This is a genomic window from Actinobacillus genomosp. 1 (assembly GCF_029774175.1).
Classification (GTDB): domain Bacteria; phylum Pseudomonadota; class Gammaproteobacteria; order Enterobacterales; family Pasteurellaceae; genus Actinobacillus.
In genome coordinates, this window is record NZ_CP103834.1 from 944,616 (window position 1) to 957,786 (window position 13,171).

Below are 13,171 nucleotides of genomic sequence, written 5' to 3' on the forward strand. Positions count from 1 at the left end.
ATGACACGAAAAATTATTGCGGTAATTCCTGCCTCGGGTGTCGGTAGCCGTATGCAAGCCGGTTTACCCAAACAATATTTAAAATTACAAAATAAAACGATTTTAGAGCATACGCTCGAAATTTTTTTAGCACATCCGGATATTGAAAAAATTGTTGTTGCCGTTGCCGAAACCGATCCGTTTTATCCTCAAATCGCTTTATTAAACTCGTCTAAAATCCAAATCGTATTCGGCGGAGAAACTCGGGCGCATTCCGTTTTTAATGCGCTGCAAGTTATTGAAGATGATAGTTGGGTATTGGTACATGATGCGGCACGTCCCTGTTTAAAGCGGTCTGATTTAGATAAACTTTTACAAAGTGATGCGAAACACGGCGCAATATTAGCAACGCCTGCGATTGATACGATGAAAAGAGCTGACGGTGATAAAATTATGCATACCGAAGATCGTTCAACACTTTGGCATGCTCTAACCCCTCAATTTTTTCCTACGCACTTGCTCAAACAGGCACTGATTAGCGCATTTGAAAAAAACTTAACGATCACGGATGAAGCTTCCGCAATGGAATTTAGCGGTTATCAACCGCGCCTTATTGCCGGTCGAAGCGATAATTTAAAAATTACTCGCCCGGAAGATTTAGCCTTAGCGGAATTTTACTTAACCCAAAACACGGAGAAAGAACTATGATTCGTATCGGACACGGCTTCGATGTACATGCATTCGGACAAGACAGACCATTAATGATTTGCGGCGTTGAAGTTCCTTATCATACCGGTTTTATTGCACATAGTGACGGCGATGTCGCATTACATGCACTGACCGATGCGCTTTTAGGCGCAGTTGCACTTGGTGATATAGGTAAATTATTTCCTGATACAGATATGCAATACAAAAATGCGGATAGCCGAAAATTACTGATCGAGGCATATCGTCAAGTCCGTGCGCAGGGTTATAAAGTAGCTAACATAGATGTGACAATTATTGCGCAAGCACCTAAAATGCGTCCTTATATCGACCAAATGCGCCAAACTATTGCAGATGACTTACAATGTGATGTAATGCAAGTAAACGTCAAAGCGACGACAACAGAAAAACTCGGTTTTACGGGAAGAGGCGAAGGAATTGCTTGTGAAGCGGTTGCTTTACTGATTAAGCAATAAAATAGAGGAAATTAAAAAGGCTAAACATCATGTTTAGCCTTTTGATAAGCATAATGAATAAAATTTTTTGTCTCTACGACTGACCAAAACATTTTCCAATGTCTTAGCCTTTTGTATTCTAAACCTATCTTCTAAAATTGCAATGCCAAAAACAACTAATTGCTTAATTAAATAGCAGACAAGTAGTTAATCATCTAAAAAAGTAGCTAATAGTTTACTAGTTTGTTTTCGGATAATATTATATAAAATAATAACGTTTTTACTTTATACGATATTTATTGCTAAAAATTGTAAATAATCTAACCACTCACGCCGTTCCATTAAATAATCGCTTGTCTTCTCGTAAAATATTCTTATAATGAAGGCTCTTACGCATAATAGAGTGCGTAATCCTATGGGGCGTTATTGGTTCCTCGCAACGGTGTTCAGCTTACTTAGTCAGGTTCGGAAGAAAGCAGCTTGGGTTGAAATTTCTGTGTGCCGAGGGTTGCTGGTAACGCCCCACCCTTTTATATCCTCTCAAAAATCTTGTCTGTTTTTCTGTTACATTTTCACGTCATACAAAATAAAAGCGGTTAAATTCCATTAAAATTTACTCGTTGCAAATTTATTGTTAAATTTAACCGCTTGTTACGACTTTTTGTAATATAACTTGGAACTACTCTTTTTCCGGCTTCGGTAATTTGTATAACTGGTTTTTATATAAATAGCTGCCGAGCAACGCATGCGCTAATGCTTCTTTCTTCATTGCTTCCGGCTGTTCTTGCGCTTTTAAGCTGTGATCCGCCTTATTATAGATAAAACCTTGAATCGGTGTATTTGGACGCATCACCACTACCGAGCCGTCACCTTTCATCATCGCCTGTGTTGCATCATATTGCATAAAGGCGCGATTCGGATTTACATTTTTAGTTAAATCATAACCTAGCATCGGATATTCTCCGCTTACACCCGCAAGTGAGAGTAAGGTTGCCGGCATATCAATTTGGCTGACTAAACGGCTATCACGTTTTGCGTCAATACCCTCACCGATAAATAACGCCGGAATATGGAAATGCTGAATCGGTACTAAATGTTCACCTACTGCTCGAGAATCGTGATCGGCAATCACTAAGAAAATCGTATCCTGCCAATAATCAGATTTTTTCGCCAACTCAAAGAAATGTCCAATCGCAAAATCGGCATATTTTGCCGCATTATTTCGGGTTTGTTTCGGCTGTTCATATAACTCAATTTTACCGTCCGGAAATTCAAACGGATCATGATTACTCGAACTAAACACTAAGCTGAAAAACGGTTTACCTTCTTTGTGTAACTGAGTGAAAGTTTCATTCGCTTTATCAAACAGATCTTCGTCACTCATGCCCCAAGTGGCTTTAAATTTCGGATTTTTATAATCTTTTTCATCAATAATGCGGGTAAAGCCGTTTCCATAGAAAAAGCTCGCCATATTGTCGAAATGTTTTTCTCCGCCATAGATAAAGCTGGTGTCGTAGCCTTGACGACGTAACAATTCGGCAATGCTAAAGAAATTCGTCTGGCTCTTGGTTAATTTTACCACTGCTCGTGCCGGAGTCGGAGTAAAGCCGGTGGTTACCGCTTCAATACCTCGCACCGAACGGGTTCCTGTAGCATATAAATTCTCAAATAGCCAGCCTTCTTGCGCTAAGCGGTCAAAATTTGGTGTTAGCGGCTTACCGCCAAGCGTTCCGACAAACTGCGCCCCTAAGCTTTCTTCTAAAACAATCACGATATTTTTCGGCTTGCCTTGATAGGTCGCTTGGTTATAGGTCAAAGTCGGAATTTCCGTTGAAATATATTCAGCTTCCGCTCTGCCTCGTGCTTGTTTAACTAAAGCAAACATTTCTTCTGCCGACATTTTGCCGTACTGTTCGGAAGATTTATCTTCGTCTTTTAATTGTTGTATTGCATAAAGTACCGAATAGCCCGAGCTTAATACTAATGAATTGACTAACGGATCGCTGGAAAACGCCACCATTGCTGGATTTATACCTCGGTGAGCAAACGAAGAACGTCCGCCGACAAACACTAAAGCCGCAACCAGTAAGCCGATTAACGGGCGGAATTTCCAAGTCGGGAAATGCAGATTGCGAGTCGCCCAGCCGGATAATTTCCAATACACCACTAACGAAACTACGGCTAATAATGAGCTAATGATAACCGTGGCCAAATGGCCGTTAATCAGCATAGTAAACACTTCTTTCGGATGTACCAGATATTCGATAAAAAGTCGATTCGGACGTAAATCGAAAGTCTCAATAAAGTTTGGCGTAGCCGCTTCCATAAACAGAATAAACACCGAACCGGCGGTGAGCCAGATACGCAAAATGATGCGCCATACTTTGCCTAACGTATTGTTATTTAAGAAAAATGCAGTAAATAGTGCGGGTACGCCGAATAGCCAACAAAGGGCGGAAATATCAATACGAATACCTTGTAAGAAAAGCGGTAACCAGCCATCAACGGCGGCAACTCGGTCAGCTTGCCATAGGCTAAGCCCTAGGCGAGATAAAGACAGTATGAGTAGATTGATCCCAACAAAAAACAGTATTGGGAACAACACAGAACGGCGTTGTTCCATAATTTCTCCTTTTAAATTTAAAATAAAGCGCATACCGATAATAGGTTGCACCAATGATATAGAATGATTATTAAGATTTTATTAATACTTGATCTCCTAAGCGAATTACACCGCTATTTTGAGGCACTAAATGAATACCAAAAACAGGCTTACCCTTTTCATTGGTGTGCATTTGTTTAAGTGTCCGGAAAGGCTCAACGTTCGAGTCGAATTCAAGTGTGGTTAAATCACGGGTAATCATTACACAACGAGTACATAATGCAGACTTCGTGAATATGACCTCACCGATTTGTACTTGTTCCCATTGTTCTTCTTCAAAAGCAATATTTCCATCGATCACAATATTCGGGCGAAAACGATCCATCGAAATCTCAACCGGTGACCACTGTTTAACTTGCTCAAGTGACTTTTCAGACATGAGTGAAACAGGATTGCTATCGGCAAAACTTAACGGATGTTGAGCAAAGTTCGCCACTTCACGTTGGCTCTTGCCTCCCAGCCAACGTAACTGTACCTCTCGCCCGAAAGTTTCGCTTAACCATTGATTCACTTCGGCTGTTGCCACAAGCGAATCGAAATGCGTTCCCCATACTTCGCTGGTTTGCACTCGTTGGAAATCTTGGTAAAGTACCACGCATTTTTGACCGCTTGTATGGCAAATGATGATACCTGTCGCAATCGGAAACACAGATAAATTATATAATTCCGCATCTTTACGGGCGGTAATAAATTTACCGTCAGTTTCGGTAATCATAAACTCTCGGTCGAAGTTTAACCCTTTGGCTTCCACAAAGGCTTGTTCGACACGATAAGCCGCCGTTGATTTAATCGGGTAAAGATTGAGTTGTGTCACTTTCATTAGTAAAAATTCCTGTAAATTTGACCGCTTGCTAAAATACGCTCGCACCATACCTAAAAGCGGTTAAAAAGTAAAAGGAATTTGCAAATAAAGGAGGGAAACGATAAACTTACGCCATTTATCGCCCTAAATTAGGTAATTAAAATGGCTAAAAAACCCACTCAAGATTTTGAATCGACTCTCAAGGAATTAGAAGCAATCGTCAGCCACTTAGAAACGGGCGACTTGCCTTTAGAAGAAGCACTTAATGAGTTTGAAACTGCGGTAAAACTTGTACAGCAAGGACAAGAACGCTTACAAAAAGCGGAACAACGCATTCAAATCTTACTCAATAAAAACGACCAAGCCGAACTTTCCGATTACGAATAAAAATAACAATGAGCTATTCTCTCTCAACCGATCTTAGCGTTATACAACAGCGCATTAATGATTTCTTAAGTACAAAATTAAAAACATATCAAGCTTATGATTCTGCGTTAATTGAAGCGATGTCTTACGCCGTATTACTCGGCGGGAAACGTGTTCGTCCGTTCTTAATTTATGCCACCGGCAGAATGTTAGGCGTACCGCTTGAACAGCTTGATCACAGTGCCGCAGCAATGGAAGCGATCCATGCTTATTCATTAGTACATGATGATTTACCGGCAATGGATGACGATAAACTACGCCGAGGTAAACCGACTTGTCATATCGCTTTTGATGAAGCAACCGCCATTCTTGCCGGCGATGCGTTACAAAGTTTTGCCTTTGAATTGATTGCCCAAGACGAATCATTAACCGATTCGCAAAAAGTCCGCCAAATTCAATCGCTTGCCCAAGCTGCCGGTGCAAGAGGAATGTGTTTAGGGCAAAGCCTCGATTTGCTCGCTGAAGATAAAGCGGTCAATTTAGCCGAATTGGAATTAATCCACCGTAATAAAACCGGTGCGTTGATTATTGCTTCCGTATTGATGGGCTTTAATTTATCCGCACATTCGCAAAATTTAGCAATAAAACAACCGCTTGAACGCTATGCGCAAGCAATCGGATTAGCCTTCCAAGTACAAGATGATATTTTAGATGTCATTGGAGAAACCGATAAAATCGGTAAAACCGTAGGTTCGGACGAAAACTTGCATAAAAGCACTTATCCTAAACTGCTTGGTTTAGAAGGCGCACAAAAGAAAGCGCAGGACTTATACCAAACCGCATTAAATGCACTTGGGGAATTGCCGTTTGATACCACTGCGCTTAAAGAATTAGCGCATTTTATTGTCAAACGTGAAAACTAATTTGCAAAAAATCGTGCGATTTTGACCGCTTACTTAAAGCATATAAAGGCGAGAATGACTCTCGCCTTTTTGTTTATTTACATTTACTTTTGAAAGGCAAAATAAACCGCACCTAAAATACAGATAAAACTGAGTAAATAGTTCAGTTTAAACCCTTCATTCAAATAAACCACCGCAAATACCGAAAAAACCACTAACGCAATCACTTCTTGCATAATCTTTAACTGAAACGGTTTGATTTGCCATTGTGCGCCTAAATTATTTGCCGGTACGGCAAGACAATATTCGAAAAAAGCGATTCCCCAGCTAATCAGTACAATTTGCCATAAGGGTAACGGTGTCGCCGACGGTTTGATATGCCAATACCAAGCGAATGTCATCAAAGTATTAGAAAGCGTTAAAAGCAAAATGACGATTAACCAACTCATTGTCTTTCCTTATTATCTAGCGATTTTTAACCGCTTGTAAGATCAAAAAAGCACACCCGAGAGTGTGCTTTTTTCCGTATCAATTTAAATTATTTCTGACGCATTGCAGGGAATAAGATCACATCACGAATTGACGGTGCGTTTGCAAAAATCATTGCTAAACGGTCGATACCTAAACCTTCGCCGGCTGTCGGCGGTAAACCGTGCTCTAACGCAACAACGAAGTCTTCGTCTTTAAACATTGCTTCGTCATCGCCCGCATCTTTTGCTGCAACTTGTGCATCGAAACGCTCCGCTTGGTCTTCAGCATCGTTTAATTCTGAGAAACCGTTACCGATTTCACGACCACCGATAAATAATTCGAAACGGTCTGTTACTTCCGGATTTTCATCATTACGGCGTGCAAGCGGTGAAATTTCTGCCGGGTGTGCCATTAAGAAGGTTGGTTGAATTAATTGGTGTTCCGCCACTTCTTCGAAAATTGCATTTACTACTGAGCCTAAGCCCCAAGATTTTTGGATTTCAATGCCTAAACCTTTCGCAATTTCTACTGATTTTTCAAAACTATCTAAATCTTCACGTGTAATGCCGTTACCGTATTTCACGATTGCATCGTGCATCGTGATACGTTCAAACGGTTTACCAAAATCGAACACGTATTCACCGTAAGGAACGGTTGTCGTGCCAAGAATATCAATAGCTAATTTACGTAATAATTCTTCGGTGTTATCCATTAAATCGTGGTAATCCGCATACGCTTGGTAGTATTCGATCATGGTGAATTCAGGGTTGTGACGAACTGAAACACCTTCATTACGGAAGTTACGGTTTAATTCGAATACACGCTCAAAACCGCCAACCACTAAACGTTTTAAATAAAGCTCAGGCGCAATACGTAAATACATATCCACGTCTAACGCATTGTGGTGAGTTACGAACGGTTTTGCCGCCGCACCGCCCGGAATTACTTGTAACATTGGCGTTTCAACTTCAATAAAGTCTTTTTCTAAGAAGAATTGACGAATACCTGAAACCACTTTTGAACGGATCATAAACGTACGGCGAGATTCTTCGTTAGAAATTAAGTCTAAATAACGTTGACGATAACGTGTTTCTTGGTCGGTTAAACCTTGTACTTTGTTTGGTAACGGACGCAGTGATTTAGTTAATAATTCCACTTCCGAACAACGAACGGTTAATTCGCCCGTTTTCGTTTTGAAAAGCGTACCGGCAACACCGACGATATCGCCTAAATCCCACATACTGACTTTATCCGCATACACACCTTCCGCAAGGTTATCACGTGCGATATAAAGCTGAATTTGACCGCTTACATCTTGAATGGTGAAAAAAGACGCTTTGCCCATTACGCGTTTAAGCATAATACGACCAGCTACTTTCACTTGAATATCTTGTTCTTTTAATACTTCGCCTTCTACTTCATCGTATTGCGCGTGTAATTTTTCTGCATAAGCATCACGACGGAAAGTATTTGGGAACGGATTACCTTGTTCACGTAATTTTGCTAATTTCTCACGGCGAGCTAACATTTCACCATTAAGATCTAATTCTTGGTTTTCAACTTCAGACATTTTTTAACCTTTTGCTTGATAAATTCGAAAAATGAAAGCAATTATAAGCGATTTTACAGATTTTTGGTAGGAAACAAGCGGTCGGATTTTAGGAAAAATTTGCAAAACTTTCACAAAATTCGACCGCTTGTCGATTACATGACAACAACATCAAATTGATCTTGATGATAGTAAGGTTCTAATTTGATTTCGACTTTCTTGCCGATAAAGGCTTCTAACTCAGCAATCGAAGCGTGCGTTTCTTCATTAATTAAATATTCCGCCACTTCTTTGGAAGCATAGACTCGTACTTTTTCGGTTTTAAACAAGTGATGAACACGCACAATCTCACGCAGAATTTCATAACAAACCGTTTCAACCGTTTTAATCGTGCCTCGCCCTTTACACGCCGGACAGTCGCAGCACAATACACGTTCTAAACTTTCACGGGTACGTTTACGGGTCATTTCCACTAAACCAAGCTGGGTAAAGCCGTTCACATTGGTCTTCACTCGGTCGCCTTTCAACGCTTCTTGTAATGACTGCAACACACGCTCACGATGCTCTTCTTCTTGCATATCAATAAAATCAATAATGATAATGCCGCCTAAATTACGCAGTTGTAACTGATGCGCAATTGCTTGTGTCGCTTCAATATTGGTATTAAAAATCGTATGCGCTAAATTACGATGACCGACAAACGCACCAGTATTAATATCAATCGTGGTCATCGCTTCGGTTTGCTCAATAATTAAATAACCGCCCGATTTTAAATCCACTCGTTTATCTAACGCTTTTTGGATCGCATCTTCCACACCGTAAGCATCAAATAACGTTTGGCTACCGCTATATAAACTCACGTTTTCGGTCAGTTCCGGCATAAACTCCGCTAAAAACTCTTTAACTTGTTCATAGGTCATTTTCGAGTCAATGCGAATCGAACTGATATGCGTACCAACAAAGTCACGTAAAACACGTTGTGCTAAAGCCAGCTCACCATATAGCATTGATTTAACCGGATATTTTGCCTTGCGTTCTAAAATTTTACGCCATAAACGTTTCAAGAAAATCGTATCTTGTTGCAAACTTTCTTCCGAAACCTCTTCTGCCGCCGTACGCACAATAAAGCCGCCGAGCTCATCACAATAAGGCTCAACCAACGCTTTTAAACGATTACGTTCTTCCTCACTTTCGATACGTTGCGAAACACCCACGTGGCTATTTTCCGGCATAAATACCAAATAGCGAGAAGGCAAAGTAATATCGGTGGTTAAACGTGCGCCTTTAGTACTAATCGGGTCTTTCACCACTTGTACGATAATGTCTTGTCCTTCACGTACCAGCTCTGCAATATCTTTTACGACAAACTGTTTCTTCTCGTTTTCATCCACACATTCCGTGTGCGAAACAATATCGGAAGCGTGCAAAAATGCCGCTTTTTCCAAACCGATATCCACAAATGCCGACTGCATTCCTGGTAACACTCGTGTCACACGTCCTTTATAAATATTACCGACAATCCCTCGTTTCGCTTCACGCTCAATATGAAGCTCTTTTAACAATCCGTTCTCAACTAACGCTACCCGAGTCTCACTCGGCGTTACATTTACTAATAATTCTGCACCGCTCATTGTTATTTTTCTCTAAGTCGTTAAATCATATTAATTAAAGTTTAACATTGACGAACTAAGAAAACAAAAAACAAGATCAAACATCTGATGAAATTTTGATATAAAACTACCATATAATTGGTCCCCTTTACGTCGTATTTTCAAATGCTTAATGACTAAACGACTTGCCCGATAAATTTCACAAAAAATTTACTTATCTGTGGGGATTTTTGCTAGAATGTCGCACTTTTTTACGACAAGTCAAAGGTATTACAATGTCAGAACAAACTTTTATTACCGGTAAAGATGCTGCGCTTGAGGACAGTATTTCTACCTTTCAACATAAATTAAAAACTTTAGGCTTTAACATTGAAGAAGCGTCTTGGTTAAATCCGGTGCCGAATGTGTGGTCTGTGCATATTCGTGATGCGGATTGTCCGCAGTGTTTCTCAAATGGTAAAGGCGCAAGCAAAAAAGCGGCGTTGGCTTCGGCATTAGGCGAGTATTTCGAGCGTTTATCCACCAATTATTTCTGGGCGGATTTTTATTTAGGTCAAGAAATTGCTAATAGTGAATTTGTGCATTATCCATCAGAAAAATGGTTCCCAATCGAAGATGACGTATTACCACCAGCGGATATGATGGATGATTATTTATGGGAATACTTTGATCCGAATGGCGAACTTACACCGGAATTATTGGTTGATCTTCAATCCGGAAATTACGATCGTGGTATCGTTGCTCTGCCTTATACTCGTCAATCAGATAACCAAACCGTGTATATTCCGCAAAGTATTATCGCTAACTTATTTGTTTCAAACGGTATGTCGGCAGGTAATACGAAAAACGAAGCACGTGTACAGGGTTTGTCGGAAGTGTTCGAACGTTTTGTGAAAAACCGTATTATCACCGAAGCAATCAGCTTACCGGAAATTCCGCAAAGTGTGATTGACGGCTATCCGACAATCAAAGCATCTATTGAAAAACTCGAGCAAGAAGGCTTCCCGATTTTATGCTATGACGCATCATTAGGTGGTGAATTCCCGGTTATTTGTGTGATCTTGTTAAACCCGAATAACGGCACTTGCTTCGCTTCATTCGGTGCGCATCCAAATTTCCAAGTAGCGTTTGAACGTACGGTAACCGAGTTATTACAAGGTCGTAGCTTAAAAGATTTAGATGTGTTTGCTCCGCCTTCCTTTAACAATGAAGATGTGGCTGACCACGCTAACCTTGAGACTCACTTTATTGATTCAAGCGGTCTGATTTCGTGGGATCTTTTCAAGAAAGATGCCGATTATGAATTCGTTCATTGGGATTTTTCAGGAACAACCGAGCAAGAGTTCTCCAATATGATGGCAATCTTCAATAAGCACGAGCAACCTGTTTATATTATGGATTATGAACATTTAGGCGTGTACGCTTGCCGTATTCTTGCGCCGGGTATGTCGAACATTTATCCAAGTGACGATTTAATTTATGCGAATAACAATATGGGTATGGATTGGCGTGAAATCTTGTTAGATCTGCCGCATTTCCATCACGATCGTGAAACTTATCAAGAACTTCTTGATGAATTAGATGAACAAGGTATTGATGATTTAACTCGTGTGCGTGAGTTTATCGGTTTAGTAGCAGAAAAAGGTTCTGCAATGCAAACCTTACGTATCGGTGAGCTTAAGTCAATGTTACATTTAGCTTTAGGCAACTTAGAGCAAGCGTTAGACTGGGCAAACTGGACTGCGAATATGAATGCGAGCGTATTCTCAGCGGAACGTAACAATTATTACCGCTGCTTAATTCAATCAATTGAGCTGTTCTTAGATGAAGAACGTGATGCGGAACAATACCGTATGGTATTTGAGAAAATGTACGGTAGACAAGCGGTTGAATCTGCTTGGGGCGCAATCCAAGGCGGTAACCCGTTCCACGGCTTAACCGCATCGGATGAATCACTCGAAAATATGACCGCACATCAGAAATTACTTGATGCTTACCGTAAATTACAGGTAGCGAAAGTAAATCCGATTGCTCGTTAACCGTTCTTAAAATGGTGGGTGAAAGCCCACCATTTTTATATCAGCCTTTCTCCATACTTCAATTCTTCCAATCAAGCGGTTAAATTTTTAGATTTTTTTGCAAATTTTGCTAGAATGTCGGCTTTATTTTAATGACACAAAAATTTCTATGATTGACTTTCGTCCTTTTTATCAACAAATCGCAACAACGAATCTGTCCGCTTGGCTGGAAACTTTGCCTTTACAATTAAAACAATGGGAAAAAAACACGCATGGTGATTATGCCAAGTGGGCAAAAATTGTCGATTTTATGCCAAATTCGACCGCTTGTATTAATTTGAAAGATAAGGTGGAATCTATTCCGCACGCACCGCTTTCCGTTGGTGAAACCAAACAGCTTACGCACCATTTAAAACAGCTGATGCCTTGGCGTAAAGGCCCTTATCATTTGCATGGAATTCATATTGATACCGAGTGGCGTTCCGATTTCAAATGGGATCGTGTTCTTCCACATCTTGCACCGCTGAAAGACCGTACTATTTTAGATGTCGGCTGTGGTAGCGGTTATCATATGTGGCGTATGGTCGGTGAAGGTGCAAAAATGGTGGTAGGTATTGACCCAACTGAATTATTCCTTTGCCAATTTGAAGTGGTGCGTAAATTACTTGGCAATGACCGCCGTGCAAATTTAATTCCGCTTGGGATTGAGCAAATGCAACTGTTAGCTGCTTTTGATACGGTGTTCTCAATGGGTGTGCTTTATCACCGTAAATCGCCGTTAGATCATCTTTCACAGCTTAAAGCACAGTTGGTAAAAGGTGGTGAATTGGTATTAGAAACGCTAGTAATTGATGGCGATGTGAATACTTGTCTTGTTCCAGCCGATCGCTATGCGAAGATGAAAAACGTTTATTTTATTCCGTCGGTCGATTGCCTGATTAACTGGTTGGAAAAGGTTGGTTTTAAAAATGTCCGATGTGTTGATCAAGCCGTGACTACACTTGAAGAACAACGCAAAACGGACTGGTTAGAAAATGAAAGTTTGGTTGATTTCCTCGATCCAAATGATCATAGTAAAACGATTGAAGGCTATCCTGCACCGAAACGTGCGGTAATTTTAGCCAACGCCTAACGGCATAGACCTATCTGCTAAAGCCTCACATTGCTGAGGCTTATTCTTTTGAACTAAATCAAACTCTCACACTAATTTACCCCGTTCTTTGTATATCCCCCTATTTCCGTCAGTTTTAAAATTTAAAAAAACGAATGGAGTACAAATTATGTCAAACCCTTTTACTGTCGCTTGGAGCCGTAAACAGCAAGTTATGTGTTTAGGGCATTGGATTATTCATTATAACGGCAGAGAACTGACGTTACCGAAAGATCGTCAAGACAAAGACATGGGTACAAAAGGGATTTATAACTATATGGATCCGGATGATGAGCTTTACTTAGAAGGCTTGGATGAAGACGATTGGATTGTGGAAAATATCGAATGGCTAAGCGATTGGTTTATCGAACAAGATGTGCCATTAGAAGAAGAGATTATTCGCTATTTTTATCAAGCGGTAAACAAAGAGGATTGGCGTTGCGGTAGTTGCGGAGGCTGTATCTAGAAGCTAACAAGCGGTCAAAATTTGCAGATTCTTTGC

12 protein-coding genes and 1 other RNA gene are annotated in these 13,171 nt (G+C 40.4%); 8 read left to right on the plus strand and 5 right to left on the minus strand.

What is annotated here, in order from left to right; genetic code table 11:
- The 3 genes from ispD to ffs all read left to right on the plus strand — a co-directional run bounded on the left by ispD (nt 1) and on the right by ffs (nt 1,660).
- A complete protein-coding gene (gene ispD, locus NYR63_RS04325; RefSeq protein WP_279458353.1) occupies nt 1-687 on the plus strand; it encodes a 2-C-methyl-D-erythritol 4-phosphate cytidylyltransferase in 687 nt (228 codons plus the stop codon).
- Nucleotides 684-1,160: a 2-C-methyl-D-erythritol 2,4-cyclodiphosphate synthase gene (gene ispF / locus NYR63_RS04330; protein ID WP_279458354.1), complete on the plus strand. Its 477-nt coding sequence runs from the start codon at nt 684-686 to the stop codon at nt 1,158-1,160. Before ispD ends, ispF begins: the two co-directional genes overlap by 4 nt.
- 402 nt (nt 1,161-1,562) lie before the next feature.
- An RNA gene (ffs, locus tag NYR63_RS04335) (signal recognition particle sRNA small type) lies at nt 1,563-1,660 on the plus strand.
- A 158-nt stretch (nt 1,661-1,818) separates the two neighbouring features.
- On the opposite strand, the gene NYR63_RS04340 is transcribed toward ffs, so the two are convergent.
- Nucleotides 1,819-3,795: an LTA synthase family protein gene (locus NYR63_RS04340; protein WP_279458355.1), complete on the minus strand. Its 1,977-nt coding sequence runs from the start codon at nt 3,793-3,795 to the stop codon at nt 1,819-1,821.
- Between the two features lie 37 nt (nt 3,796-3,832).
- Complete coding sequence (locus NYR63_RS04345) at nt 3,833-4,621, minus strand: MOSC domain-containing protein (RefSeq protein WP_279458356.1); 789 nt, start codon at nt 4,619-4,621, stop codon at nt 3,833-3,835.
- Nucleotides 4,622-4,765: 144 nt separating this feature from the next.
- On the opposite strand from NYR63_RS04345, the gene xseB reads away from it, so the two are divergent.
- Both xseB and ispA read left to right on the plus strand, forming a co-directional pair.
- Complete coding sequence (gene xseB, locus NYR63_RS04350) at nt 4,766-4,990, plus strand: exodeoxyribonuclease VII small subunit (RefSeq protein ID WP_005615126.1); 225 nt, start codon at nt 4,766-4,768, stop codon at nt 4,988-4,990.
- Between the two features lie 8 nt (nt 4,991-4,998).
- Nucleotides 4,999-5,892, plus strand: a complete 894-nt coding sequence (gene ispA / locus NYR63_RS04355; RefSeq protein ID WP_279458357.1) for a (2E,6E)-farnesyl diphosphate synthase — start codon at nt 4,999-5,001, stop codon at nt 5,890-5,892.
- Nucleotides 5,893-5,975: 83 nt separating this feature from the next.
- Here ispA and NYR63_RS04360 read toward each other — a convergent pair whose 3' ends face one another.
- From NYR63_RS04360 to rng, 3 genes are all read right to left on the minus strand, one after another.
- Nucleotides 5,976-6,320, minus strand: coding sequence for a DMT family protein (locus NYR63_RS04360; RefSeq protein WP_005601073.1), 345 nt, complete (start codon nt 6,318-6,320; stop codon nt 5,976-5,978).
- Between the two features lie 89 nt (nt 6,321-6,409).
- Nucleotides 6,410-7,912 carry a lysine--tRNA ligase gene (gene lysS, locus NYR63_RS04365; RefSeq protein ID WP_279458358.1) on the minus strand — a complete coding sequence of 501 codons (1,503 nt, stop codon included), beginning with the start codon at nt 7,910-7,912 and terminating at the stop codon, nt 6,410-6,412.
- A gap of 134 nt (nt 7,913-8,046) precedes the next feature.
- Nucleotides 8,047-9,522 carry a ribonuclease G gene (rng, locus tag NYR63_RS04370; protein WP_275218203.1) on the minus strand — a complete coding sequence of 492 codons (1,476 nt, stop codon included), beginning with the start codon at nt 9,520-9,522 and terminating at the stop codon, nt 8,047-8,049.
- Between the two features lie 254 nt (nt 9,523-9,776).
- Between rng and ycaO the strand changes: the two genes are divergently transcribed.
- The 3 genes from ycaO to NYR63_RS04385 all read left to right on the plus strand — a co-directional run bounded on the left by ycaO (nt 9,777) and on the right by NYR63_RS04385 (nt 13,135).
- A complete protein-coding gene (gene ycaO / locus NYR63_RS04375) occupies nt 9,777-11,540 on the plus strand; it encodes a 30S ribosomal protein S12 methylthiotransferase accessory factor YcaO (protein WP_279458359.1) in 1,764 nt (587 codons plus the stop codon).
- A gap of 148 nt (nt 11,541-11,688) precedes the next feature.
- Nucleotides 11,689-12,651: a tRNA 5-methoxyuridine(34)/uridine 5-oxyacetic acid(34) synthase CmoB gene (gene cmoB, locus NYR63_RS04380; RefSeq protein WP_279458360.1), complete on the plus strand. Its 963-nt coding sequence runs from the start codon at nt 11,689-11,691 to the stop codon at nt 12,649-12,651.
- A 148-nt stretch (nt 12,652-12,799) separates the two neighbouring features.
- Entirely contained in the window at nt 12,800-13,135 is a 336-nt protein-coding gene (locus NYR63_RS04385) for a hypothetical protein (protein ID WP_039709108.1), read from the plus strand.
- Nucleotides 13,136-13,171: the final 36 nt, after the last annotated feature.

Bases quoted from the DNA above. Each gene is read 5' to 3' on its own strand.
- ispF (WP_279458354.1), top strand. From the start codon at position 684: ATGATTCGTATCGGACACGGCTTCGATGTACATGCATTCGGACAAGAC.
- NYR63_RS04340 (WP_279458355.1), bottom strand. From the start codon at position 3,795: ATGCGCTTTATTTTAAATTTAAAAGGAGAAATTATGGAACAACGCCGT.
- NYR63_RS04345 (WP_279458356.1), bottom strand. From the start codon at position 4,621: ATGAAAGTGACACAACTCAATCTTTACCCGATTAAATCAACGGCGGCT.
- cmoB (WP_279458360.1), top strand. From the start codon at position 11,689: ATGATTGACTTTCGTCCTTTTTATCAACAAATCGCAACAACGAATCTG.
- ispD (WP_279458353.1), top strand. From the start codon at position 1: ATGACACGAAAAATTATTGCGGTAATTCCTGCCTCGGGTGTCGGTAGC.
- ycaO (WP_279458359.1), top strand. From the start codon at position 9,777: ATGTCAGAACAAACTTTTATTACCGGTAAAGATGCTGCGCTTGAGGAC.
- ispA (WP_279458357.1), top strand. From the start codon at position 4,999: ATGAGCTATTCTCTCTCAACCGATCTTAGCGTTATACAACAGCGCATT.
- rng (WP_275218203.1), bottom strand. From the start codon at position 9,522: ATGAGCGGTGCAGAATTATTAGTAAATGTAACGCCGAGTGAGACTCGG.
- NYR63_RS04385 (WP_039709108.1), top strand. From the start codon at position 12,800: ATGTCAAACCCTTTTACTGTCGCTTGGAGCCGTAAACAGCAAGTTATG.
- lysS (WP_279458358.1), bottom strand. From the start codon at position 7,912: ATGTCTGAAGTTGAAAACCAAGAATTAGATCTTAATGGTGAAATGTTA.
- NYR63_RS04360 (WP_005601073.1), bottom strand. From the start codon at position 6,320: ATGAGTTGGTTAATCGTCATTTTGCTTTTAACGCTTTCTAATACTTTG.
- xseB (WP_005615126.1), top strand. From the start codon at position 4,766: ATGGCTAAAAAACCCACTCAAGATTTTGAATCGACTCTCAAGGAATTA.